This window comes from uncultured Brevundimonas sp. (assembly GCF_963975535.1).
Classification (GTDB): domain Bacteria; phylum Pseudomonadota; class Alphaproteobacteria; order Caulobacterales; family Caulobacteraceae; genus Brevundimonas.
The window spans coordinates 281,906-305,582 of the sequence record NZ_CAXBHE010000005.1 but is presented as its reverse complement, the minus strand read 5'-3'; the positions used below and the strand labels follow the sequence as shown (position 1 = coordinate 305,582).

22 protein-coding genes and 1 tRNA gene are annotated in these 23,677 nt (G+C 67.7%); 14 read left to right on the top strand and 9 right to left on the bottom strand.

Translation table 11 applies throughout. From position 1 onward, the window contains the following. Positions 1-51: 51 nt before the first annotated feature. Positions 52-1,026, bottom strand: a complete 975-nt coding sequence (locus tag AACZ75_RS09625) for an ABC transporter ATP-binding protein (protein WP_339872635.1) — start codon at positions 1,024-1,026, stop codon at positions 52-54. Between the two features lie 124 nt (positions 1,027-1,150). On the opposite strand from AACZ75_RS09625, the gene AACZ75_RS09620 reads away from it, so the two are divergent. The 3 genes from AACZ75_RS09620 (at position 1,151) to polA (ending at position 4,861) form a co-directional block, all read left to right on the top strand. Then, positions 1,151-1,390 (top strand): zinc-finger domain-containing protein, encoded by a 240-nt coding sequence (locus AACZ75_RS09620; protein ID WP_339872634.1) that lies wholly within the window; start codon positions 1,151-1,153, stop codon positions 1,388-1,390. A 15-nt stretch (positions 1,391-1,405) separates the two neighbouring features. Beyond that, a complete protein-coding gene (locus AACZ75_RS09615) occupies positions 1,406-1,846 on the top strand; it encodes a VOC family protein (protein WP_339872633.1) in 441 nt (146 codons plus the stop codon). Positions 1,847-1,921: 75 nt separating this feature from the next. After that, positions 1,922-4,861, top strand: coding sequence for a DNA polymerase I (polA, locus tag AACZ75_RS09610; protein ID WP_339872632.1), 2,940 nt, complete (start codon positions 1,922-1,924; stop codon positions 4,859-4,861). Positions 4,862-4,922: 61 nt separating this feature from the next. Here the strand turns inward: polA and AACZ75_RS09605 are convergent, their stop codons facing one another. The 4 genes from AACZ75_RS09605 to AACZ75_RS09590 all read right to left on the bottom strand — a co-directional run bounded on the left by AACZ75_RS09605 (position 4,923) and on the right by AACZ75_RS09590 (position 8,200). Beyond that, a complete protein-coding gene (locus tag AACZ75_RS09605; protein ID WP_339872631.1) occupies positions 4,923-5,540 on the bottom strand; it encodes an MAE_28990/MAE_18760 family HEPN-like nuclease in 618 nt (205 codons plus the stop codon). A gap of 6 nt (positions 5,541-5,546) precedes the next feature. Next, positions 5,547-6,605, bottom strand: a complete 1,059-nt coding sequence (locus AACZ75_RS09600; RefSeq protein ID WP_339872630.1) for a DUF262 domain-containing protein — start codon at positions 6,603-6,605, stop codon at positions 5,547-5,549. Positions 6,606-7,157: 552 nt separating this feature from the next. Then, the gene (locus AACZ75_RS09595; RefSeq protein ID WP_339872629.1) at positions 7,158-7,769 is read right to left on the bottom strand and encodes a DUF3800 domain-containing protein; all 612 of its coding nucleotides are present in this window, start codon (positions 7,767-7,769) and stop codon (positions 7,158-7,160) included. A gap of 245 nt (positions 7,770-8,014) precedes the next feature. Beyond that, on the bottom strand, positions 8,015-8,200 hold the full coding sequence (locus AACZ75_RS09590; protein WP_339872628.1) for a hypothetical protein: 186 nt from the start codon (positions 8,198-8,200) through the stop codon (positions 8,015-8,017). 595 nt (positions 8,201-8,795) lie between these two features. On the opposite strand from AACZ75_RS09590, the gene AACZ75_RS09585 reads away from it, so the two are divergent. Beyond that, complete coding sequence (locus AACZ75_RS09585) at positions 8,796-10,064, top strand: NAD(P)/FAD-dependent oxidoreductase (protein WP_339872627.1); 1,269 nt, start codon at positions 8,796-8,798, stop codon at positions 10,062-10,064. Positions 10,065-10,079: 15 nt separating this feature from the next. Here the strand turns inward: AACZ75_RS09585 and AACZ75_RS09580 are convergent, their stop codons facing one another. Next, the gene (locus AACZ75_RS09580) at positions 10,080-11,804 is read right to left on the bottom strand and encodes a hypothetical protein (RefSeq protein ID WP_339872626.1); all 1,725 of its coding nucleotides are present in this window, start codon (positions 11,802-11,804) and stop codon (positions 10,080-10,082) included. A gap of 194 nt (positions 11,805-11,998) precedes the next feature. Here AACZ75_RS09580 and AACZ75_RS09575 point away from each other — a divergent pair, with 194 nt between their 5' ends. The 5 genes from AACZ75_RS09575 to AACZ75_RS09555 all read left to right on the top strand — a co-directional run bounded on the left by AACZ75_RS09575 (position 11,999) and on the right by AACZ75_RS09555 (position 15,578). Continuing rightward, positions 11,999-12,703 carry a response regulator transcription factor gene (locus AACZ75_RS09575; RefSeq protein ID WP_339872625.1) on the top strand — a complete coding sequence of 235 codons (705 nt, stop codon included), beginning with the start codon at positions 11,999-12,001 and terminating at the stop codon, positions 12,701-12,703. After that, positions 12,672-14,369 carry a HAMP domain-containing sensor histidine kinase gene (locus AACZ75_RS09570; protein ID WP_339872624.1) on the top strand — a complete coding sequence of 566 codons (1,698 nt, stop codon included), beginning with the start codon at positions 12,672-12,674 and terminating at the stop codon, positions 14,367-14,369. Before AACZ75_RS09575 ends, AACZ75_RS09570 begins: the two co-directional genes overlap by 32 nt. After that, positions 14,366-14,788, top strand: coding sequence for a serine kinase (locus AACZ75_RS09565; RefSeq protein WP_339872623.1), 423 nt, complete (start codon positions 14,366-14,368; stop codon positions 14,786-14,788). The genes AACZ75_RS09570 and AACZ75_RS09565 overlap by 4 nt, the downstream gene beginning before the upstream one ends. A 98-nt stretch (positions 14,789-14,886) precedes the next feature. Continuing rightward, complete coding sequence (locus AACZ75_RS09560; RefSeq protein ID WP_339872622.1) at positions 14,887-15,291, top strand: PTS sugar transporter subunit IIA; 405 nt, start codon at positions 14,887-14,889, stop codon at positions 15,289-15,291. Next, entirely contained in the window at positions 15,288-15,578 is a 291-nt protein-coding gene (locus AACZ75_RS09555) for an HPr family phosphocarrier protein (protein ID WP_339872621.1), read from the top strand. The genes AACZ75_RS09560 and AACZ75_RS09555 overlap by 4 nt, the downstream gene beginning before the upstream one ends. Before the next feature lie 67 nt (positions 15,579-15,645). Here AACZ75_RS09555 and AACZ75_RS09550 read toward each other — a convergent pair whose 3' ends face one another. Both AACZ75_RS09550 and AACZ75_RS09545 read right to left on the bottom strand, forming a co-directional pair. Beyond that, positions 15,646-16,113, bottom strand: coding sequence for a peptidase S1 (locus AACZ75_RS09550; RefSeq protein WP_339872620.1), 468 nt, complete (start codon positions 16,111-16,113; stop codon positions 15,646-15,648). Positions 16,114-16,267: 154 nt separating this feature from the next. Next, positions 16,268-16,343, bottom strand: a tRNA-Ala gene (locus AACZ75_RS09545). Positions 16,344-16,482: 139 nt separating this feature from the next. On the opposite strand from AACZ75_RS09545, the gene AACZ75_RS09540 reads away from it, so the two are divergent. From AACZ75_RS09540 to hisS, 5 genes are all read left to right on the top strand, one after another. Next, the gene (locus tag AACZ75_RS09540) at positions 16,483-16,788 is read left to right on the top strand and encodes a YggT family protein (RefSeq protein WP_339872619.1); all 306 of its coding nucleotides are present in this window, start codon (positions 16,483-16,485) and stop codon (positions 16,786-16,788) included. A gap of 89 nt (positions 16,789-16,877) precedes the next feature. Further along, complete coding sequence (locus AACZ75_RS09535) at positions 16,878-17,756, top strand: 3-hydroxybutyryl-CoA dehydrogenase (protein ID WP_339872618.1); 879 nt, start codon at positions 16,878-16,880, stop codon at positions 17,754-17,756. Beyond that, a complete protein-coding gene (locus AACZ75_RS09530; RefSeq protein ID WP_339872617.1) occupies positions 17,756-18,328 on the top strand; it encodes a phthalate transporter in 573 nt (190 codons plus the stop codon). Before AACZ75_RS09535 ends, AACZ75_RS09530 begins: the two co-directional genes overlap by 1 nt. Positions 18,329-18,400: 72 nt before the next feature. Continuing rightward, positions 18,401-19,663, top strand: a complete 1,263-nt coding sequence (locus tag AACZ75_RS09525; RefSeq protein ID WP_339872616.1) for a DUF418 domain-containing protein — start codon at positions 18,401-18,403, stop codon at positions 19,661-19,663. Positions 19,664-19,714: 51 nt separating this feature from the next. Beyond that, on the top strand, positions 19,715-21,202 hold the full coding sequence (hisS, locus tag AACZ75_RS09520) for a histidine--tRNA ligase (RefSeq protein WP_339872615.1): 1,488 nt from the start codon (positions 19,715-19,717) through the stop codon (positions 21,200-21,202). Positions 21,203-21,523: 321 nt separating this feature from the next. Here the strand turns inward: hisS and AACZ75_RS09515 are convergent, their stop codons facing one another. Continuing rightward, entirely contained in the window at positions 21,524-23,644 is a 2,121-nt protein-coding gene (locus AACZ75_RS09515; protein WP_339872614.1) for a M13-type metalloendopeptidase, read from the bottom strand. Positions 23,645-23,677 lie beyond the last annotated feature (33 nt).

Sequence of the window (23,677 nt, the reverse complement as noted above, 5' to 3'; positions counted from 1 at the left end):
TCATCCACATCGCCGCATCCATGCTCTGGATGCGCTGAATGTCGATTCGTCCTAGTCGGCCGTCGGACTGACCTGGTCCACATCGCCGTAGGTCAGGGCCAGGAAGACGTCCTCCAGGTCCGGATCCTCGGTTGTGATGTCGGCGATGGTGATCCCGGCCGCGCGGACCGCGGCGAGCACCTGTTCGACCGATGACCTGCCCTTGCGATAGGTGACGGCAAAGGCCCCGTTCGGGCGGGCCACGACGTCGAACCCCTTCAGCTCCGGCGGCGGCGTCTGGGCGATCTCCGGCGTAACGATGACATTGCGGGTATCGAGGCGGCGCAGCAGCTGCGGCGTCGGTTCACAGGCGACGACCTGGCCCCGGTTCATGATGGCGATGGTGTCGCAAAGTTCCTGCGCCTCCTCCAGGTAGTGGGTGGTCAGCAGGATGGTCACCCCCTCGGCGTTGATGCGCCGGACATACTCCCACAGCTGGCGACGCAGCTCGACATCGACCCCGGCGGTCGGCTCATCGAGGATCAGTACCGGCGGATTGTGCACGAGGGCCTTGGCCACCATCAGGCGCCGCTTCATGCCGCCGGACAGGGCGCGGACATAGGCGTGGGCCTTGTCCGACAGCCCCAGGGCGGCCAGCAGTTCATCCGAGCGTCGCTCGTTCGCCGGCACGCCGTAGAAGCCGGCCTGCACCTCCAGCGCCTCGCGCGGGGTGAAGAACACGTCGGCGACGATCTCCTGCGGCACGACGCCCAGGGCGGCGCGGGCGTAACGCGGGTCGCGGTCAATGTCGCGCCCCCAGATGGCGGCAGTGCCGCCGGTCTTGTTGACCACCCCGGCGAGGATGTTGATCAGGGTCGACTTTCCGGCCCCGTTGGGGCCGAGCAGCCCGAACATGGAGCCGCGCGGAATGACCAGATCGACGCCACGCAGGGCCGTCTTGGGCGGCGACTTGCGGGATCCGGCATAGGTCTTCTCAAGACCGTGAACCTCGATGGCATTGACGGGCAGAGCTTCGGTTTCAGTCATCAACGGTCCATGCCTCGCGGCCCTGATCAGCGCGACGCGCGGCCAGCCACCAATAAATTGACGCCTGTCGGCGTGGCGCATAGGTATGCGCGGCGATCCTTTCCGCCAAGGTCACGAGCCGAAAATGCCCCCGCGCCATCTCACTGCGATCATCCCGCCCCCCGAACAGATCGTGGTCGCCACCAGGCGTGTCGCCTGTGACGGCGGCGGCGGGGCCCTGGGCCACCCGCTCGTCTACATGGACATGGGCGACGAGGATTTCGTCGAATGTGCCTATTGCGACCGTCGCTTCGTGTTGTCGGCGCATCCGCTGCCCGAGAATGAATATCTCGATCCGGCCGCCCGCCCGCCCGAAGCCCACTGAGTCGGCGCAGGCCGGATGCGCTATCTGCACACCATGGTCCGGGTCGCCGACCTCGATGCCGCCCTGCATTTCTACTGTGACCTGCTGGGCCTGATCGAGGTCAACCGGGCGGCGCATGAGGCCGGGCGCTTCACCCTGGTGTTCCTGGCGGCCCCCGGTGACGCCGAACGCTCGGCCGCCGACCGTGCACCCGAGCTGGAACTGACCTGGAACTGGGATCCCGAAACCTATGACGGTGGCCGTAATTTCGGTCACCTCGCCTACAAGGTGGCGGACATCCACGCCGCCTGCCAGCGGCTGATGGACGGCGGCGTGACCATCAACCGACCGCCGCGGGACGGCCGCATGGCCTTCGTCCGCTCGCCGGACGGCATTTCCATCGAACTGCTGCAGGAGGGGCCGGCCCTGACCCCGGTCGAGCCGTGGCTGTCCATGCCCAATACCGGAAGCTGGTGAACCGCGGTTTCGACCGCCGGCAAATCGGCCTGTGAGAACGATGACGCCGCCGCGCGTGACGCCTATGGTCGCCGCATGAGCGCCACCGAATCCGACTCCCCGACCCCCGCCCCTGTACGCCTGTGGCTGATCGACGCCTCGGCCTACATCTTCCGCGCCTACCACGCCCTGCCGCCGCTGACGCGCAAGTCGGACGGGCTGCCGGTGGGGGCGGTGCAGGGGTACTGCAACATGCTTTGGAAGCTCCTCAAGGACATGAAGGGGCATGACGGGCCGACGCATCTGGTGGCGGTGTTCGATCATTCGGAGCGGACGTTCAGGAACGAGATGTACCCGCAGTACAAGGCGCAGCGGCCGCCGGCGCCGGAGGATCTGGTGCCGCAGTTCGCGCTGGTCAGGGAGGCGACGGCGGCGTTCGGGGTGCCTTGCGTCGAGCTGGCGGGCTATGAGGCCGACGATCTGATTGCGACCTATGCCTGTCGCGCCAGGGAGGCGGGGGGTGAGGCGGTCATCGTCTCCAGCGACAAGGACCTGATGCAGCTGATCGGCGGCGGGGTGGTGATGTACGACCCGATGAAGGACCGGCGGCTGGAGGAGGCCGCGGTGTTCGACAAATTCGGGGTCACGCCCGACCGGGTCGTCGACGTCCAGGCCCTGATCGGCGACACCTCGGACAATATTCCCGGCGCGCCCGGCATCGGGGTCAAGACCGCGGCCCAGCTGATCCTCGAATATGGCGACCTCGAAACCCTGCTGGCCCGCGCCGCCGAAGTGAAACAGAACAAGCGGCGCGAGACCCTGATCGAATTCGCCGACCAGATCCGCATGAGCCGCGACCTGGTCACCCTGGTGTGCGACTTGCCCCTGCCCGCCCCGGTCGCGGAATTCGCCGTGCGCGACCCCGACCCGGCCACCCTGTCGGCGTTTCTGGAGCTGATGGAGTTCCGCAGCCTGTCGCGCCGCGTCGGCGACGGCAAGGCGGCGGCCCATGACGGTTCGGCCTTCCAGCCCAAGTCGTCGCTGCCGGGCGCCTCTGGCCCCCTCTCCGCCCCGGTCGCCAGCCCGCGCCACGGCCCGCAGCCGGTCAGCGCCGACGTGGCGACCCAGCCCTTCGACCCCGCCGCCTATGACTGTGTGCAGACGCTGGAACAGCTGGACGCCTGGATCGCCAGGGCCTCGGACGCCGGCATCATCGGTTTCGACACCGAGACCGACGCCCTGTCGGCCACCCATGCCGGGCTGTGCGGCCTGTCGCTGGCGGTCGGGCCGAACCAGGCCTGCTACATCCCGCTGAGCCACGCCCATCCCGCGATGGCCGGGGCCGGGGGGCTGGATTTCGGCGACACCCCCGACGCCCGCGCGCCGCTGCAACAGATCGACGCCGCCGCCGCCCTGGACCGGCTGAAACCGCTGCTGGAAGACCCGGCGGTGCTGAAGGTCGGCCAGAACATCAAATACGACCTGGCGGTGATGGCGCGCCACGGCGTGCGCGTCGGGCCGATCGCCGACACCATGCTGATCTCCTATGTGCTGGAGGGCGGGCTGCACGGCCACGGCATGGACGAGCTGTCGCGCCTGCACCTGGGGCATGAGCCGATCCCGTTCAAATCGGTGTGCGGCACGGGCAAGGCCCAGATCTCGTTCAGACATGTGCCGCTGGAACCGGCCACCTGTTACGCGGCCGAGGACGCGGATGTGACCCTGCGGCTGTTCAACATCCTGTATCCGCGCCTGGCCCCGGCCGGGCTGATGACCGTCTACCAGACGCTGGAGCGCGGCATGCCGGCGGTGCTGGCGCAGATGGAGCTGCACGGCATCCGCGTCGACCCGGCGCGGCTGAAACGGCTGAGCCATGAGTTCGGGCTGAAGATGGTCGAGCTGGAGGCCCGGGCCCACGCCCTGGCCGGGCGGCCGTTCAATGTCGCCAGCCCCAAACAGCTGGGCGAGATCCTGTTCGGGGAGATGGCCCTGCCCGGCGGCAAGAAGACGGCCGGGGGCCAGTGGGCCACCGACGCCGCCGTTCTGGACGAGCTGGCGCTGAGCCACGAACTGCCGCGCGTGCTGCTGGACTGGCGCCAGCTGGCCAAGCTGAAGGGCACCTATACCGATGCGCTGAGCGCGGCGCTGGACCCCGGCACCGACCGGGTCCACACCAGCTATCAGCTGGCCGCGGCCAGCACCGGGCGGCTGGCCAGTTCCGACCCCAACCTGCAGAATATTCCGATCCGCACCAGCATCGGCCGCCAGATCCGCCAGGCCTTCATCGCCGCGCCGGGCCATGTGCTGATCAGCGCCGACTATAGCCAGATCGAGCTGCGGCTGCTGGCCCATATCGGCGACATTCCCGAGCTGAAACGCGCCTTCAAGGCCGGGCAGGACATTCACGCCGCCACCGCCAGCGAGATGTTCGGCGTGCCGGTCGAGGATATGCCGGCCGAGACGCGCCGCCGCGCCAAGGCGATCAATTTCGGCATCGTCTATGGCATCAGCGCCTTCGGCCTGGCGGCGCAGCTGAACATTCCGAGGGAAGAGGCCGGGGCCTATATCAAGACCTATTTCGAGCGCTTCCCCGGCATCCGCGACTATATGGAGGCGATCAAGGCCGAGGTGCGCGAGGCCGGATACGTCTCGACCGTGTTCGGCCGCCGCATCCACATACCCGCCATCCATTCGAAGTCCGGGGCCGAGCGCCAGTTCGGCGAACGCGCCGCCATCAACGCCCCGATCCAGGGGGCGGCCGCCGACATCATCCGCCGCGCCATGATGCGGATGCCGGGGGCGCTGGTCGAGGCGGGGTTCGGGCCGGGGTCAGGCCCGGATTCGGGCGGCGGCGAGGTGAAGATGTTGCTGCAGGTGCACGACGAACTGATCTTCGAGGCGCCGGAGGGGGTGGCGGACGCCGCCATCGCCGTGATCAAGACGGTTATGGAGGGGGCGGGGGACCCGGCCGTGGCGTTGTCGGTGCCGCTGGTGGTGGATGCGCGGGCGGCGGGGAATTGGGATGAGGCGCACTGAGGGGGGGATTGTATCGCAGGCAGAATGGACATCGCGGTACGCTCACCGGCGAAACTCCACGTCAGTATCTCGACGCTCTATCTACAATCGCTAGCGCCAGAGAATACATAATCTCACTGACGACTTGCTCGTACTCTTTGTAGTATGTGAGATCTTTAATGAATACTTTTTGTCCATGCGCAATGTCATTGCGTCGCGACACCAACGTCTTAACCATAACCGGACTTTGAACGACACCATAAGATTGTAGATCGAGATCTATCAAAATCTTATCTAGCAAGTTGGGCCATAGGTTACTTTTAGTATCTACAGAACCGACCGGCGGCGGTCCCGCCCGAAGAGCTTCGACGGTGACACGGAAGAATTCGTAGGCTTCAGATGTAGGCAAACCCTTTGCTTGCCGCATCTTCTTATCGTGAACGAATAGGAAAGTGCTGTGCGGTAACGCTGCGCAATCGGGCAGGCCCTGCAGAAACTCCGCCAGTAGCTGAAGGGAATACTTACAGAACCCTTCGTAGTGGGCGTATAAAATAGCCCAAGCCCCTCGAAACAATACGTTTCGGCGGATGCTGTTTCCAGCGTCCAATATCAATAGCTCCCGAAATACGGCCAACTCGGCGTGTCGCCAGTCGAGGTCCGCCTCGATCTGGGTAGACAACTGAGCGACAGTCAAAGCCACGGCGGGCTACGCGAGCGCGGCGGCTACGAGATCGATACGGCCATTCAGCTTAGGAATGGTGTTGGCACCAGGACCTGTCACGTCCTTGAAAGCCTCTGAAGCGTAGACGTCGTAAAGGCGACGTTTGAGCTCGTCTGCTCCATGCGCAGCGGCACCCGGGAGAACCCGCAGAGCACCACCGACAGCTGCTTCGAAATAGGCAGGGGCCAATCTGCCCGTGCCTTCACCGTTCTTCGTGCGAGCAAATGCGTCTTTTCCGAAGTTTTGCGAGATAAAATCGAACACCGCTTCAAAAGAGGCTACCTCAGCAACAGCATCGAAATGTAACTTCCCGAAAATGACGCCTTCCATGTAGGCATCAAGCCACTCTTCCACATTACCTTTATAACCGTCCTTGAAATTCTTGACGGCGAAGAACCTCAACACGAGCTCCTCATCTCCCTTTTGAGCTACATAGTTCTCGGGGAGACGGTCGATGGCGGTCTTGAAGTTAGTGTTGGCAGCGAGATTTTGGATCGTCCGATAGAAATCCTCCCCCCCGGCAATCATGCGGGACGAGCAGTTGCGAATTTCTTGCGCCGAGAGCAGCGCGCCGCCAGTGTTTAGACGTTTAAAAAGTTCATACTTGACGAGTTCTTCGCCTGATTTACGAATAATGACCGCTCTGATGGCAGTTCGCTTGATCCGAAGCCGATCGGTAAGCGACAAATCGTCAAATGTCTTGCCGTTTAGCTGAGTTATAAGATCGCAACCTGTAAGTACGAGCGGATCCTTCTGAATGTCGGCAGGACTAAGAAACTGAATGACCGAGCTAACGCGCTGAAGGCCATCTATGAGTTCCAGTACCCCATCCTCGCTTTCAATTAGAAAAATTGGCGGGATCGGAAGTTCTAGAAGAATTGATTCAATCAACCGGGATTTTTGCTCTTCGCTCCAACGAAATAGCCGCTGGTATTCAGGCGAAATGATAATTTCTTTGTCTTTGTGCAGATTAACAATCTCACCGAAGGAGAAGTCTACTGCATCTGTCCTCAACTGGCGACTTAGAACTTCTTGATTGACCACCGTTCAGACCCTCAAAAATATTCAGCCATCGGCGCAAATCCTGAAGCGCCCCCACCAGAGCGTGCGTACCACGCCATCACCACGATAGACCAATACTGTCTTCATCGGACAGTTCAAAGGTGGAACATCGGCACGGCAGTGTCGGTTGGAGTCCCGGACCTAGCCCCTTACGTCATCACCACATTCCGCCCCCATGCGATCGTACCCAGAAGGATGACGGCCCCGAAAGGACGAAGCTGGTCCCGCGTTATGGGATCGCTCACTTTCGGCCAGTGCTCCGACCAGCGCCCCTCAACCGCTTCGCGGTCCCCCTCCCCATGAAATGGGGAGGAGATGGGGCGGCGATCATATCGGTGACTCCACCGAAATGATGGATGTTGCCTCCCGTCAGGTCCTGCGGATCGCCGGTGAAAAGCAGGCTCGATTGTTGAAATTTTCACCGATCCAGCGCATATAGGCGGGGCAAAGTCCTTCCCGTGTCCCGAACTGTCGCCGTATGGCGCGCGTGCCCCGGTTCCGCCGGGGATAGGGGCCGGGAAGGCACCTCTTCTTTCACTGAAACCGCCAGACGTCGTCCAGACGCGGGCGAAGCATGTCGCGCCAGCGATGGGCGTCGCGGCGGTCGGTTCGAAATGACCGCGCGATGGCACCGGCGCACATATCAGCCAGCTGGATCAGCGGATCGGTCCTTGAATCCGAGAAGCGACAATCCCGAACCGCGCCATCGCGAACCTTGCGACGAATGGCCACCGACAGCTTCTGACGGAACGCCCGGTCGCCGGAGCCGTCGATGATGACCCTGGCATTGGTCAGGCGGCCGTTGTCGTGGCGCAGCATCTGTTTGACGAAGAATTCGTAGAAGCTCTCCTTTTCCGATCGCAGCACGGCAGAGTGAATCCGCGCCTTTTCGACCACGATGGCGCGGACGCGGAAGGGGCCCGCGGCGACCGCGCGAAAAAAGCGGTCCCGGACCTCATCCCGGCTCTTGCTGAATTTGAACTCGCCCTTGTGCAGCAGGCGCGCGGCCGACCCCTTGATCAGGTCGCGGGTCAGGGCCGCATCGTCGGCGTCCTGAAAAATGACCATGGCGGCGACAAACACCGGCGAACTGCCGCGTTCGACCCTGAAACCTGCATCGCCGCTCTCGTCGATATAGACAAGCATAGCGCGATCTTCACCCCGTTCAGGCGGACGTGAAAGGGGGTGAGGCGGAATCGTCCCCACGCGGTTCTACTTATGGGGGTGTTGGGTCGCGGGGCGGGGCCGTCGGTGTCAGAGGCATTCTTGCTGGGCCGCGGTCAGAAGGCTCTGCCTTCTCGACCCGACGCGGCCTGGCGCTCGCGACGCGGTCGCTCGCTGCTTCAGCGCGCGCCCATTTTTGTTTGGCGCTACATTCGCCGCGCGGCGGCTCACGGCTTGAGCGCGTAGCCCATCCGCCTCAGATCGATGCCCGCCGCCTTTTGCAGGATGGCGTCGGGGGCGGCGCGTTCGATCTCGGCCAGCAATGTGCCCAGGCCGGCGCGGCCGTCGGCGCTGGTCAGGTCCAGGCCACGCAGGGCCTCGAGCAGGCGGGTGGCGGGGTCGGGGTCTGACATCTGAAAACTCCGGAACTGTGGGACCGACCCCGGGGACAGGATGCGCATTGTGTGCGGCGGGGGGCAAGGGGGTGTTCGCGGTTTGTTCCGGGTGTCCACAGGGATGGGGCACCCTTTTAAAGCCGCTCATCCCGGCGAAAGCCGGGACCCAGTGCTTTGGATGATCCGATGTTTGCGGGGACGCGCTGACCCTCATCCCACGCACCCTGCCTCACGAAAGGACTGGGTCCCGGCTTTCGCCGGGATGAGCGGAATATTGGGTGAAACGGGCTGGGTCCGTGCCGGGTGTTTTCGATGCGACATAAAAAGCAAAAACCCGCGCTGTTTTTCACGCCACGACTGGGTTTGCGGGATTCGACCTGGCGAGGTTGGGGGCTGGGTTAGGCTCTCTCGATGCGCACAGGGGGCGCTTCGGGTTGGCAGGATGGCAGGGTTGGCACCCCGAATTCCCAAAACCCTGCCAACGGGTGGGACTCCGGGCTGACGGCCGAATGACCGCGGTGCCCATCCACCGCCTGACCGCGTCGCGAGCGGTCGCGCCGGGCGGGCCCCCCGCAGGCTCGCTGCCTGCGCGCCGCCCTGCTAGACGACGGCCATGAGCAAAGAGACCTATGACACCCTGATCGTCGGGGCCGGGGCGGCCGGGATGATGTGCGCGATCGAGGCGGGGCGGCGCGGGCGGCGGGTGCTGGTGGTCGACCATGCGCGGGCCCCGGGCGAGAAGATCCGCATCTCGGGCGGGGGGCGCTGCAATTTCACCAACCTGGGCACGGGGCCGGCGAACTTTCTGGGCGAGAACCCGCGCTTCGCCACCTCGGCGCTGAAGCGGTTCTCGCAGCAGGATTTCATCAAGCGCGTCGACCAGGCCGGCATCGCCTGGCACGAGAAGACCCTGGGCCAGCTGTTCTGCGACGACTCGGCCAAACTGATCATCCGCATGCTGACGGACGCGATGCGTGAGGCCGGGGTGGTGCTGCGCACCGGGACCGGGGTGGCCTCGGTCGACCGGGCCGGGACGGGATTCGCGGCGGTGCTGTCGGACGGCACGGCGGTGACGGCCTCGTCGCTGGTGCTGGCCAGCGGCGGGCGCTCGATCCCCAAGATGGGGGCCACCGGCTGGGCCTATGACACCGCGCGCCAATTCGGCCTGCGCGTCACCGAGACCCGCCCGGCCCTGGTGCCCCTGACCTTCGAGACCGGCCTGCTGGAGACCCTGCTGCCGCTGGCCGGGGTGGCGGTGGATGTGGTGGTCAGAAACAATCCCGAACCGATCACCACCAGCGCGTCCGACCCGGCCAGTCCGGCCTCAAGTAGCCCGCAGGGCGGTAGGCCCAACAAAGAGATCGGCTTCGCCGAAGCCATGCTGTTCACCCATCGGGGGCTGTCGGGGCCGGCGATCCTGCAGATCAGCTCCTACTGGCGCGAGGGCGAGGCGATCACGGTCAGCATGGCCCCGGGCGTCGATGTGCTGGCGCGGCTGAAGGCGGCGCGCGAGGCGAACGGCGGCAAGGCGGCGGTGCACACGGCGCTGGGGCATATCGTGCCGCGCCGGCTGGCCGAGAGCCTGTGCGAACGGGAACAGGTGTCGGGCAAGCTGGCCGAGGTCGGGGGCAAGGCGCTGATGCGGCTGGATGCGGCGGTCAACGCCTGGACGGTCAAGCCGGTCGGGTCCGAGGGCTATCGCACGGCCGAGGTCACCCTGGGCGGGGTGGCCACCGACCAGCTGGACCAGCAGACCATGGCCGTGAAGACCGTGCCCGGCCTGTATGTGATCGGCGAGGCGGTCGACGTCACCGGCTGGCTGGGCGGCTATAATTTCCAGTGGGCCTGGTCGTCGGGCTGGGCCGCCGGCCAGGTCTGCTAGGCCCGCCCGACCGCCTCAGGCCGCGGCCTGGCCGGCCAGGCCCGCCGCCTGCATCAGGGTGCGCAGCGGGGCCAGGGCCGCGGGGTCGGCGGCCAGGGTGGCGCGCGACTCCGGGGCCCGCAGCAGGCGCAGGGCCTCGACCCTGGCCCGGTCGGCGGCGGGGCCCAGCGGCGCGGTCTCGCCGGTGGCCAGCCGCAGCAGCAGGGTCAGCTTCTGCTGCACCGGGGCCGTGGCCCTGGCCAGCTGGGCCGCCAGTCGCCCCTCGGCCTCGACCACGCCCCCGACGGTGCCGATGGCACCGGTGATGACCTCGGTGTCGCGCTCGTTGAGCAGGGCCCCGCGCACCGAGCGCTGCAGCCGCGCCAGGATCGCCAGCTTCTGGGCCGCCGTCGGACCCGGGGCGCGCATCTCGGACTCGAAGCGCAGCGAACTGACGCAGGCCGCCAGCCAGCGCGCGGCGGCGCGCTTGTTGGCCGAGCCGGTGACGTTCTCGCACAGCCGGACCAGATGTTCGGCCTCGCACAGGATGGTCTCGCAGTGCTGGACATAGGCCCCGACGAAATCGGCGATGACCAGGCTCTTGGAGCGTTCGACGAAGGCGGTCTGCACCTCTTCCAGCGTCAGCAGACGCCCGGCGGCGGCGGTCAGGGACATGGCCAGGGTGCGCAGGATCTCGATCTCGCCGGGCGCGTCATTGGGGCGCAGCCGGCGGGGCGATTCCAGTTCACGCACCACCATCCGCGACAGGGCCGCCGCCAGCAGCGGGAACTCCCCGGCCTCGAGCCGCGCGCCGAGCCGGGCCGCGGGACCGGACACCGGCGGCACGTGCAGGGCCATGCGCGCGTCGTGGGCGATCAGGGCGGCGACCTCGCGCGGCGCGACCATATGGACCACGGCCGCGAGGCTGGCTCCCTGGTCCAGCGCCGGACCGAGGATGTCGGCCAGGTTGCTGCGCACGGCGACGGTCTCGCACAGCACCTGTTCGATGGCGACCATGACCAGGGCCCGGGGCGCGCCCTCCATCGGGGCCCGTTCGGCCAGGTCCATCAGCTTGTCGAGACGCAGCCGCCCGCCGCGGAGGTCGGTCAGGGCCCGGGCGATGACCCCGCCCATGATCAGCCCGCGCTCGGGGGAGGCCGAGACCCGGTGGGCGATATCGGCCAGGGAATGGGAGTCGAGATCGGGGAACAGGCCGCGACGGCCGGCGGACACCAGGCGTTCAATGGCCTTGTCGGCGAGGCGCTGATAGTGGCGCAGCAGATCATGCAGCGGCTGGCCCACGGCCTGGCTCTCGGGAACCGCGACCTTCTGGATGGCGTGCTGCAGCTCGGTGCCCCCGGTTTCCAGCCGCTCGGCCAGGTCCGGCCGGTGCAGCAGTTCGAAGGCGGTCACCCCCTGGCGGCCCAGCCAGTCCTCGAGCACCCGTCCGATGATCTCGCGGGCATAGGGGCTGTAGAGGTCTTCCGGGCCGTTGCAGCGCGGGCCCGCATCGGCGTCGGCCACGACCCGCTTCTGCTTCACCTCGGGGGCCCCCTTGGTCAGCACCGTCACGCTGGAGAACTCCATCGTGTCGGAGTCGAGCATCTCCTTGGTCACCCGCACGGCCGCGGCCCGATGGTCCGAAAGCAGGTCCTCGGCCGTCTCGATCGCCCTGGCCCGATCCTCGGTTGCCATCAACAGCGACCACGGAGCCGGGGCGGTCTTGCGAATATAGATTTCGTAGTGAACGGGGCCGGACATCGGGTACTCACACTGGAAACAGCCCGCACCGTCTCACAAAGGCTTTAAGGGGGCGTTTCGATGAGACGACTGGCGGCGCAGGGCCTGTGGCCGTATTGTCACCGCGATTGCGGAGAACGGTTACGCTTGTCGTGCGTTCCCCAGATCAGGCCGCGACCGTCGCGACCCGCAGGCCGCGCATTGAGGAGAGCCCATTGGCGAACATCACCCTGGTCGACGACGACGAGAACATCGTCGCCTCCGTGTCCCTGGCGCTGGAAAGCCATGGCCACAAGATCACGGCCTACCACGACGGGGCCGCCGGTCTCGAGGGGCTGGAGTCCGATCCGCCGGACCTGGTCATCCTCGACGTGAAAATGCCGCGCATGGACGGCATGGAGGTGCTGCGTCGCCTGCGCCAGACCTCGCAGATTCCCGTCATCATGCTGACCTCCAAGGATGAGGAGATCGACGAGATCCTGGGCTTCAACCTCGGGGCCGACGACTATATTCACAAGCCGTTCAGCCAGCGCCTGCTGCTGGAGCGGGTCAAGGCGCTGCTGCGCCGCACCGGGGCCGACGGCCAGGAGGCCGAGCCGTCGCTGGAGAATTCGTCCAAGGCCATCCGGCGCGGCAAGCTGACCATGGACCCGGCGCGCCACGAGAGCACCTGGGAAGGCAAGCCGGTCAAGCTGACCGTGACCGAATTCCTGCTGCTGCAGGCCCTGGCCCAGCGGCCCGGTTTCGTGAAGAGCCGCGACAATCTGATGGACGCCGCCTACGACGACCAAGTCTATGTCGACGACCGCACCATCGACAGCCACGTCAAACGGATGCGCAAGAAATTCCGGGTCGTCGACCCCGAGTTCGACGCGATCGAGACCCTGTATGGCGTCGGTTACCGCTATCGCGAAAGCTGACCGGAACGACCCGCCCGGCGACGGTGTCGCCGGGGAGGCCGCCCCCGGAAAGACCGCCGGGCTGCGGCACCGCCTGATCCGGTTCGGCGGCTCGCGACTCGGCGCGCTGATTCTGGCCCTCAACCTGCTCAGCCTGCTGATCCTGTTCGGCGGGGCCCTGGCCCTGAACGAGTGGAAGCGCGGGCTGGTCGAGGCCAAGCAGGAATCCCTGCTGGCCCAGGCCGAAATCCTGTCCAGCGTGCTGGGCCGGCTGGGAATCACCGAAGGCGAACCCCTGCCCTCGCTCAACGAAATCGAGCTGTCGTTCTGGCTTCGCGACAATTTCATTCCCCCGGGCCAGCGGGTGCGGGTCTTCGACATCGACGGCCTGGCGGTGGCCGACAGCCTGCCCGGCCTGGCCCTGCGGCCCGTCGCCGACAGCTATGTCGTGACCGAGGCGATTCCGGGCGAACCCCTGCCGCCCGCGCGGCCCGCCGGAACGGCGCAACCCGACCTGACCCGCACCAAGGCCCGGGACGCCCGCAACCTGGCGCGCGCCAACGCCGAATTGGCGGCCGAGGTGACCCGGGCCCTGGACGGCGGGGCCCAGACGGGTCTGCGCTGGGCCGAGGACGGACACCGGGTCATCTCGGTCTCGATCCCCGTGCGCCACGTGCGTCAGGTGCTGGGCGTGCTGACCCTGGAGGCGGGCGACGTCGACCAGATCCTGGCGGCGCAGCGCCGGGCGCTGATGCCGTTCGCCCTGGTGGCGCTGGCCGTGAACCTGCTGGGCTCGCTGCTGCTGCACCTGTTCGTGGCCCGGCCGGTGATGCGGCTGTCCGCGGCGGCGGACGAGGTGCGACTGCAACGGGCGCGGGCCATTTCCCTGCCGGATCTGGAGGGTCGCAAGGACGAGATCGGCGATCTGGCCCGGTCACTGGAAAGCATGACCGAGACCCTGTCCGACCGGATGGACGCGATCGAGCGGTTCGCCGCCGACGTCTCGCACGAGATCAAGAATCCGCTGACCTCGATCCGCTCGGCGCTGGAGACCCTGCCGCTGGTCAGGACCGAGGCCCAACGCGACCGGCTGACCAGTCTGCTGCAGCAGGACGTGCGACGTCTGGACCGGCTGATCACCGACATTTCCAACGCCTCGCGCCTCGACGCCGAACTGTCGCGCGACCGGCCGCGCCCGGTCGACGTCGCGACCCTGCTGGCGGATATCATCAGCGTCTATGCGGGCAGCCTGAAGCCCGGCGAGGTCCCGGTGCGGCTGACCGAAGAGGTCGAGTCCGCCATGGTCAGCGGTCGCGACGGTCCGCTGGGCCAGGTCTTCCGCAATCTGATCGACAATGCCCGCTCGTTCAGCCCGTCCGGGGGCGAGGTCCGCGTCACCCTGGCGCGCGACGGTGCCGATCCGCTCAGGCCGCTGGTGGTCCGGGTCGAGGACGACGGCCCGGGAATCCCGCCCGACAATCTGGAGACGGTGTTCGAGCGGTTCTACACGTCGCGGCCCAAGGGCACCGCCTTCGGCGCCAACTCCGGCCTCGGTCTGTCGATCGTGCGCCAGATCGTCGAGGCCCACGGCGGCACGGTCCGGGCCGAGAACCGGACCGATCCGGACGGCACGGTCCGGGGGGCCCGGTTCGAGGTCGCCCTGCCGGTCGCGGGGCGTCAGACGTGACCCCGACCCATGCCACCACGGTGGCGCAGTGGATCCCGGCGGCCGGCTGGAGGGGGGTGCTGATCAGTGGACCGTCGGGGGCCGGCAAGAGTGATCTGGCCCTGCGCCTGATCGGTCGCGGCTGGCGGCTGGTGGCCGACGACTACAGCCATGTGTTCGCCTCGGCCGGCGCGCTGTACGCGACGGCCCCGGCCCGGATCGCCGGACGGATCGAGGCGCGCGGCCTCGGCATCGTCGCGGTGCCGCACCTCGGCCTGGCGCGGCTGGTGCTGGCGGTCGACTGTGTGGCCCAGGCCCCGGAGCGGCTGCCGGAAGGGGAACGGGTCCCGATTGCGGGCCTCGATCTGCCGCGTTTGAAGGTGATCGCCCGACACGCCTCGGCGGTTGAATTTATCGCCGCGGCGACGGCTGCGCTTTGATCCGCGGCGGGATTGGGCTATCTCGCGCGGCTTGCGGTCCGCTCGGGCATGTCCCGACGCGGCGGATGACGCGGGGGCGATGACTTGGTGAAGCCTTCATGATCGGGCTGGTGATTGTCACCCACGGCGGGCTGGCGTCTGAATTTCTCTCCGCCATGGAGCATGTGGTCGGCCCGCAACGCGGCGTCGCGGCCATCTGCATCGGGCCGGAGGACGACATGGAGCGGCGGCGCCGCGACATCGTCGATGCCTGCCGGGCGGTCGACGCCGGCGACGGCGTGATCCTGCTGACCGACATGTTCGGCGGCACGCCCTCGAACCTGGCCATATCGGTAATGGCCGAGACCCATGCCGAGGTCATCGCCGGGCTGAACCTGCCGATGCTGATCAAGCTGGCGAGTGTCCGGGGCCGCGAGCCGCTGGACGCCTGCGTCGCCCACGCCCAGGACGCCGGGCGCAAATATATCTCGGTCGCCTCCTGGGTGCTGTCGGGCGAGAAATGAGCGCATCCGACCCGACCCGGGCCCAGGCCATCGTCGACATCTGCAACGCCCGCGGCCTGCACGCCCGGGCCTCGGCCAAATTCGTCAAGCTGGCCTCGACCTTCGAGGCCGATATCCGGGTCACGCGCGAGGGGGTGACGGTCAACGCCCTGTCGATCATGGGGCTGCTGATGCTGGGCGCGGGCATCGGCTCGGCCATCGAGATCGCGGCCAGCGGACCCGACGCCGCCGCGGCGGTGACCGCCCTGGGCGAGCTGGTGTCGGCGCGCTTCGAGGAAGACCAGTAGGCCGAATTGACATCGCCCCGGAGCGCGCTCCGGGGCGATGGCCGGCTACGGACCGGTCAGGCCGGAGTCAGGGCGTCTCGGTGATCAGCAGCGTCGCCGGGGCCGTGCCGCCGCCGTAGGTGCCGACCCAGATGTCATAGGTCCCGCTCTGCGGCCGGTTGAAGCGCACCTCGGCATCGCCGTCGCCGAAGCTGTCGTCATCGCACGACCAGCTGCCGTCGGGGCCGTTGATGATCAGGGTGGTGTCGCGCGAGGACACGGTGCGGAACACCAGCGGCAGGCTGCCGGCCGTATAGGTGACCTCGAAGTCCGGCGCATTGGTGATGTTGCCGACACAGGCCGCCGGCAGCGGCGTTTCGGCATAGGCGTCGATCCCGCCCCCGGCCGCGATGGAGACGCGATAGGGATCGGGGGTGAAGCCCGACCGCAGGGATATCTCGCCGTAGTTGGCCTTCAGGCCCGCGTTCTGGGCCAGGGCCGCGCCCGGTACGGCCAGTGTGGCTACCAGAGCCAGTGCGCAGATCATCGTTTTCATGGTTCGTCCCTTCGTTCGCCAGAGATCGGCGACGCCGCCCCGATAACGGGGTTTTCCCACCCCGGCGGGGGGCGGTCAAGCTTGTACCCGTTCCGGTGCGGGACGGCGTGGCGTCGGTTCGGGGGATCGCCGCGATCGTTTCCGGGGCGGTGCCTGGTGGAGCCGAGGGGAGTCGAACCCCTGACCTCGTCATTGCGAACGACGCGCTCTACCAACTGAGCTACGGCCCCGATCCGGGACAGGCGAGCGCGGGACATAGGCGGCGGGTCCGGTCAGTGTCAACCGGCCCCCCGGTGGTGCCGGGAAACATTGGCGTTCTGCGCCCGCCGGGCTAGAAGCAGGCCGGAACATCTTAGGGAGATAGGGTTCATGGGCACCGCCATTGTCTGGCTGGTCGGTACGATCGTCACACTGCTGATCTGGATGATCATCGCCTCCGCCATCCTGAGCTGGCTGTTCGCCTTCGACGTGATCAACCACCGCAACCGGTTCGTGAACCAGCTGGCCTCCTTCCTCGACGCCGTGACCTCGCCGTTGCTGGCCCCGTTCCGCCGCATCATCCCGCCGCTGGGCGGCATGGACATCACGCCGATCGTGGTGCTGCTGCTGCTGAATTTCGGCCGCATCCTGTTCTACCAGACTTTGGCCGGCCCCCTGATCGCCACGCTCGGCTAGGCCGCAACGCCTGCGGACTTGCGCCGGGGGCACAGGCTCCTAAGCTGCCGCCCTCCTTCCCTCCCGCTTGCCAACAGACCCCCTCATTCATGACCACAATCCGCACAGTCGCCATTATCGGGGCCGGACAGATGGGGGCCGGCATCGCCCAGGCCGTCGCCGCGGGCGGCTATGCGGTGCGGCTGTACGACGCCGCCGCCGACCGCCCGCCCCGGGCCCTGGCCGCGATCGCCGCCAGCCTGGCGCGACTGGTCGAGCGGGCGCTGACCTCCCAGGCCGAGGCCGACGCCGTCATGGGCCGGATCAGCACCGCCAGCAGCCTGGCCGAGGCGGGGGCCGCCGACCTGGTGATCGAGGCAGCGGTCGAGGACGAGGCGGTCAAGAAGGCCCTGTTCGCCGAGCTGACGCCGCATCTGGCCGCCCATACCCTGCTGGCCTCCAACACCTCGTCGATCTCGATCACCCGGCTGGCCGCGGCCACCGACCGGCCCGACCGCTTCATCGGCCTGCATTTCATGAAGCCGGCCCCGGTGATGAAGCTGGTGGAGATCATCCGTGGCATCGCCACCTCGGCCGACACCTATGCCGCCGCCGTGACCTTCGCCGAGAGCCTGGGCAAGACCACCACCAATGCCGAGGACTTTCCGGCCTTTATCGTCAACCGCATCCTGGTACCGATGATCAATGAGGCGATCTACACCCTGTACGAGGGTGTCGGGAACGTGGACTCGATCGACACCGCGCTGAAGCTGGGGGCCAACCATCCGATGGGGCCGCTGGAGCTGGCCGACTTCATGGGGCTGGACGTGGTGCTGGCCATCATGAACGTGCTGTACGAGGGCCTGGCCGACAGCAAATACCGGCCCTGCCCGCTGCTGGTGAAATATGTCGAGGCCGGCTGGCTGGGCCGCAAGAGCGGCCGCGGCTTCTATGATTATGCCGGCGACGTTCCGGTGCCGACGCGGTGATGCGTCGCTTTGAAACCCCGGCCGACCTGCCCGGGCAGGAACCGGTCGTCTGGCACAAGTCGCCCGGCCGGATCGTCGGGGCCGTGGCCCTGGCCGCCGCCTGGCCGCCGCTGATCCTGACCCTGCTGGTCTGGCCGCCGCAGAACTGGCCGCCGGCCGGCGACGTCGACTGGCGCCTGATCGTGCTGGTCATCGGCCTGCTGGCCGTGCCCGGCGGCCTGTGGCTGCTGGCGCGTGAGCGGCGGGCCAGCGGCCGGCCCGGTACCCGGCTCGGGGTGGTCTGGCGCTTCCTCTTCTACGGCGGCCTGCTGGCGGCGGCGCTGCAGGGCCTGCTGGCGCTGGGCGTGTCGGTTTACGGCTGGTTCGAGGCCGGGGGCGTCAGCCAGGCGGCCGGGGCGACCGAGACCAGCCTGCTGATCTATGGCGTGCTGGGCCTGCCCGTCGCGGTTCTGGTCGGCATCAGCTATGCGCTGTGGGCCGGGCTGTGCGTGGCCTTTGTCGCCTTCGAGCACCGGCCGCACGTGCGTGACCGGCTGGGGGTGATGGACACCCGCGACGACGACACGCTCTGAGCCTGCCCGCGACATGCCTTGCCCCCGGGGGCGCGGTTCGCCATGCTGACCGCTGAACCGGGGGGATCAGACATGACCACGAGCGACGCCGACACCACAGCCACGGACCGGCACGATTCGGTGCTGGCCCCGGTCGCGCCGGGCGACCGGATCTTCAATCTCGACATGCTGCGCGGCTGGGCCATCCTCGGCATCCTGGCGGTCAATGCGATGTTCTTCGCCTGGCCGTTCGCGGTCGCCTTCTCTGAGGAGACCCGGCCATACGCGATGAGCATGGCCAATGTGACCGGAGACTGGGTCACCGCCGTCTTCTTCCAGGACAAGTTCCGGACCCTGTTCACCATGCTGTTCGGGGTGTCGATCTTCCTCGTCGGCGGGGAACGCGACAATGCGGCGCGCGGACAGCTGCTGCGCCGCCGACTGTTCTGGCTGGGCCTGTTCGGCCTGATCCACGGCCTCGCCTTCTGGTACGGCGATATCCTGCTGCACTACGCCTATTGCGGCCTGCTGATGATGCTGATGCGCTCGTGGTCGGCGCGGCGTCTGCTGTGGATCGGCGGCGGGGTCACCGCCGTCTGGACCGTCCTGGCGGTCGGCGGGGCCCTGTTGGCCCCGATGGTGATGAACGCCATGGGTCCGGAATTCGCCGCCAAGGCCGCCGCCGGGGGCCCGATGGCCAGCCCGGCCGAGGTGATGGCGATCGTCGAGCAGGTGCGCAGCGGCTATGGCCCGGCCCTGCTGCAGAACCTCCAGGCCTGGGTCCTGGCCCAGGGCTTCAGCCTGTTTCTGATCCCGGCCTCGGTGCCGCTGATGATGATCGGCCTGGGCCTGTTCAAGTCCGGCTATCTGAGCGGGCGGGCCCCGGCCTGGCTGTATGTGCTGATGACGCTGATCGGCGCGGCCAACCTGGCCCTGCTCGGCTATGCCGAGGGGATCAAGGTGACCGGCGGCACCCTGCCCGTCGCGGGTCTGGCCGGGGCCGCCGCCGGAGCCGCGACCCTGATCACCCTGGGCTATGCCAGCCTGCTGATCCTGATGAGCCGGTTCGGCCTCAAGGTCCTGACCGGCGTGCTGGTGCCGGTGGGACAGATGGCCTTCACCAACTATCTGACCCAGACCCTGATCATGACCAGCCTGTTCTACATGCCCTGGGGGCCGCTGTGGTACGGGACCATGGGCCCCGGCGCCCTGTGGGGCGTGGTCGGGGCCGTGTGGCTGGCCCAGCTGGTCTGGTCGCCGCTGTGGCTGGCGCGCTTCCGGATGGGACCGCTGGAGTGGCTGTGGCGCTGCCTCAGCTATGGCCGGTGGATACCGATCCTGCGGTCCGCGACCTGAGACCGGATCGGCGGCGTTGCCCCGCCGGGGCCGATGGCGTAAGCGCGCGCCATGACCGACGCCACCACGCCCCCCCGCCCCGAAGCCCGCAACCCGCGGGGATTCGCCGACCGCCGCGGTCCCGATCTGGTGGCCGAGCGTCGCCTCGTGGCCCGGGTGTCCGCGGTCTATGAACGGTGGGGCTTCGAGCCGCTGGAGACCGGGGCGTTCGAATACGCCGACGCGCTGGGCAAATTCCTGCCCGACGCCGACCGTCCGAACGAAGGCGTCTTCGCCGTGCAGGACGACGACGAGCAGTGGATGGCGCTGCGCTATGACCTGACCGCCCCGCTGGCCCGGTTCGCGGCCCAGTCGTGGGAGACCCTGCCCAAGCCGTTCCGCCGCTATGCCTTCGGACCGGTGTGGCGCAACGAGAAGCCGGGTCCGGGCCGGTTCCGCGAGTTCGTGCAGTGCGACGCCGACACCGTGGGCTCGGACCGGCCCGAGGCCGACGCCGAGATCATCGCCATGGCGGTCGAGGGCCTGCAGGCGGCCGGGCTGAAGCCGGACCAGGCGGTGATCCGCGTCTCCAACCGCAAGCTGTTCGACGGCCTGTTCGCCGCCGGAGGCATCGAGGACGCCGGGCAGAAGCTGACGGCCCTGCGCGCCATCGACAAATTCGACCGTCTGGGCTGGGAGGGCGTCGCCGCCCTGTTGGGCGAGGGCCGTCTGGACGAGTCCGGCGACTATACCAAGGGGGCCCACCTGCCGACGCCGGTCATCGCCACGCTCGAGGGCTTCCTCGGCGCGGTCACGGACGACAGCCTCGGCCGGGCCGCGACCCTGGACGCCCTGTCGCGCCTGGGGGGGCTGGGCGAGATCGGCGAGACCGCGCTGGGTGAGCTGGCGGCGATCGACCGCGCCCTGGCGGCGATGAAGGTCGCCGAGGCCGCGGTGCGGTTCGATCCGACCATCGTGCGCGGGCTGGAATACTACACCGGGGCCGTGTTCGAGGCCGATCTGCTGCTCGAGACCCTCGACGACAAGGGCCGCACCGTGCGCTTCGGCGCGATCGGCGGCGGCGGGCGCTATGACGATCTGGTCGCCCGTTTCACCGGCCAGTCCCTGCCGGCCACCGGCTTCTCGTTCGGGGTGTCCCGCCTGGCCGCGGCCCTGCGCGCCGCCGGACACGCGGCTGACGAGGCCGTGCGCGGCCCGGTCGTGGTCATCGTCTTCGCCGAGGCCGACATGGCCCACTATCTCGAGGCCGTCGCCGAACTGCGCAATGCCGGCATCGCCGCCGAACTGTATCTCGGCCGGGCCGGGATGAAGGCGCAGATGAAATACGCCGACCGGCGCGGGTCGCCGGCCGCCATCATGCTGGGCGGCGACGAGATCGCGGCCGGCCAGGTGACGATCAAGGACCTCGACGCCGGGCGGGCCCTGGCCGCCGGCGTGGCCGACAATGAGGAATGGAAGACGGCACGTCCGGGCCAGTCGGTGGTGGCGCGCAGCGACCTGGTGGCGACCGTCCGGGGCATCCTCGCCGCCGGCCGCTGAGCGGCCTGCACAAGGCCGTGAGTTATCATTGATAAGTCAGGGTTTTCCGCCCCTGTGGCGCGTGGCTGATTGACTTTGCGGCCGGGCTGCCGTCATTCTGCCGTACTCGAGAGGCGCAGCGTTTCGACGCAGCAGCCACTTGGAGGCGTTTCGGGGAGGAAACGTCCGCTCGTCAAAGAGCGAGGAAAAGCCCGCTGCGATGTATCCCCCGCGGCGGGCTTTTTCATGCCCGGGATCCGGCCGGTGCCGCGGCCATCGCCAGCCGGAAAAAAAGGGCCGCAGCGGATGCTGCGGCCCCTTTCGTTGCGATCCTGAGCGGACCTACCAGATGCGGACCCGGTCGGCCGGGGCCAGGTAGTATTTGGCGTCCGGGCCGACGTCGAAGGCGTCGTACCAGGCGTCGAGGTTGCGCAGCGGGCCGATGACGCGGAACTCGGCCGGGCTGTGCGGGTCGGTGGCGACCTGCTGCTTGAGGGCCTCGTCACGGATCTTCTGCTGCCAGACCTGGGCCCAGCCGTAGAAGAAGCGCTGGTCGCCGGTGGTGCCGTCCAGCACCGGGGCCGGCTGGCCGTTCAGCGACAGGTGATAGGCCTCGAGACCGACGGCCACGCCGGCGGCGTCGCCGATGTTCTCGCCCATCGTGAGCCCGCCCTGCACATGATAGCCGGGCAGCGGCTCATAGGTGTCGTACTGGGCCCCGAGGCGGGTGGTCAGGGCCTGGAAATTGGCCTTGTCCTCGTCGGTCCACCAGTTGCGCAGCACGCCGTCACCGTCGGACTTGGAGCCCTGGTCGTCGAAGCCGTGGCCGATCTCGTGGCCGATGACCCCGCCGATGCCGCCGTAGTTGACGGCCGGATCGGCATCGGGATCGAAGAAGGGCGGCTGCAGGATGGCGGCCGGGAAGACGATCTCGTTGTTGGCCGAGTTGTAATAGGCGTTCACGGTCTGCGGGGTCATGCCCCACTCCTCCTTGTCGACCGGGCCGTTCATCCGGTTCAGCTGGTACTGCCAGTAGAAGGTGCCAGCGCGCTCGGTATTGCCGAACAGGTCATCGGCCCGGACCTCCAGGGCCGAATAGTCACGCCACTTGTCCGGATAGCCGATCTTGACCGTGAATTTGGCCAGTTTCTCCTGAGCCGCAGCGCGGGTTTCCGGACCCATCCAGCTCAGGTTGTCGATGCGATGGCTGAGGGCGACGCGCAGGTTGGCAACCAGCTCCTCCATCTGGGCCTTGGACGCGGCGGGGAAATAGTCGGCCACATATTGGCGGCCGACGGCCTCGCCCAGGGTGCGTTCAGCGAAGCTGATGCCGCGCTTGTCGCGGCTGCGCTGCTCGGGCTGGCCCGACAGGTCGCGCGAGCGGAACTCCCATTCGGCGTCGGCGAACCGGCGCGACAGGCGACCGGCGGAATCATCGGTCGTGTGGAAGGCCTGCCAGGCCTGCAGGGTCTCGACCGGGGCCGCGGCGAAGAGGGCGGCGATCTTCGGCAGGGCCGTGTCCTGACGCACGATCATGCGATCGATGCCACCCAGGCCGGCGGCGCTGAAATAGCCGGCCCAGTCGAAGCCGGGCGCGTCGGCGATCAGCGAGGCGGGGGTGTATTCATTGTAGGTCCGGTCGCGATTGCGGTTCTCGATCGGGGTCCAGTGCGCCTCGGCAATCTGCGTCTCCAGGGCGACGATGGCGTCGGCACTGGCGGCCGGACTGTCCCAGCCGATCATCGTCAGCATGCGTTCGACATAGGCCCGGTACAGGACCAGTTTGTCGGCGTAGCGCGCGTCCAGATAGTAGTCGCGATTGGGCAGGCCCAGGCCCGACTGGCCGACCGCGGTGACGTACCGATCGGGGTGTTTCTGGTCGATGGTGATGCCGGTCCCGAACATGGAGCCGCCCGGAAGCCCCTGGGTGGCACCCATATAGACGGCGATCTTGTCATGGGTGTCGGCGGCGCGAATGGCCGCGAGGTAGGGCTGCAGCGGCTGGGCGTCCAGCGCCTCGATCCGGGCCTCGTCCATATAGCTGCGGTACAGGTCGGCGATCTTGGCCTCGTCCGAGCCGGGGACCAGGTCGGTGCGCGACACCAGGCCGGCGATCATCGCCTTCATGCGGTTGTCCGACAGTTCGCGCAGCAGGTCGAACGAGCCGTAGCGGGTGCGGTCGGACGGAATCTCGAGCGCATCGAGGGCCGTGCCGTTGGCGTAGCGGAAGAAGCTCTCGCCCGGGGCGACCGAGGTGTCGCGTCCGTCGAGGCCGAAGCCCCAGGTGCCGTAGCTGGGCGCTTCCGTGCCCTGGTAGCCCGTGGCCCCTTCGGCCTCGCCGAACAGGGCCAGGACCGTGCAGGCCTCATCGACGCAGGCGTGGCCGTGATCGTCGGAGGCCAGGGCGGCGGAGGCGGGCAGGAGCAGGGCACCGACAGCGGCACCGATCAGCAATTTCTTCATGGAACGTCCTTGTCTTGGGGTCGCAATGGAACA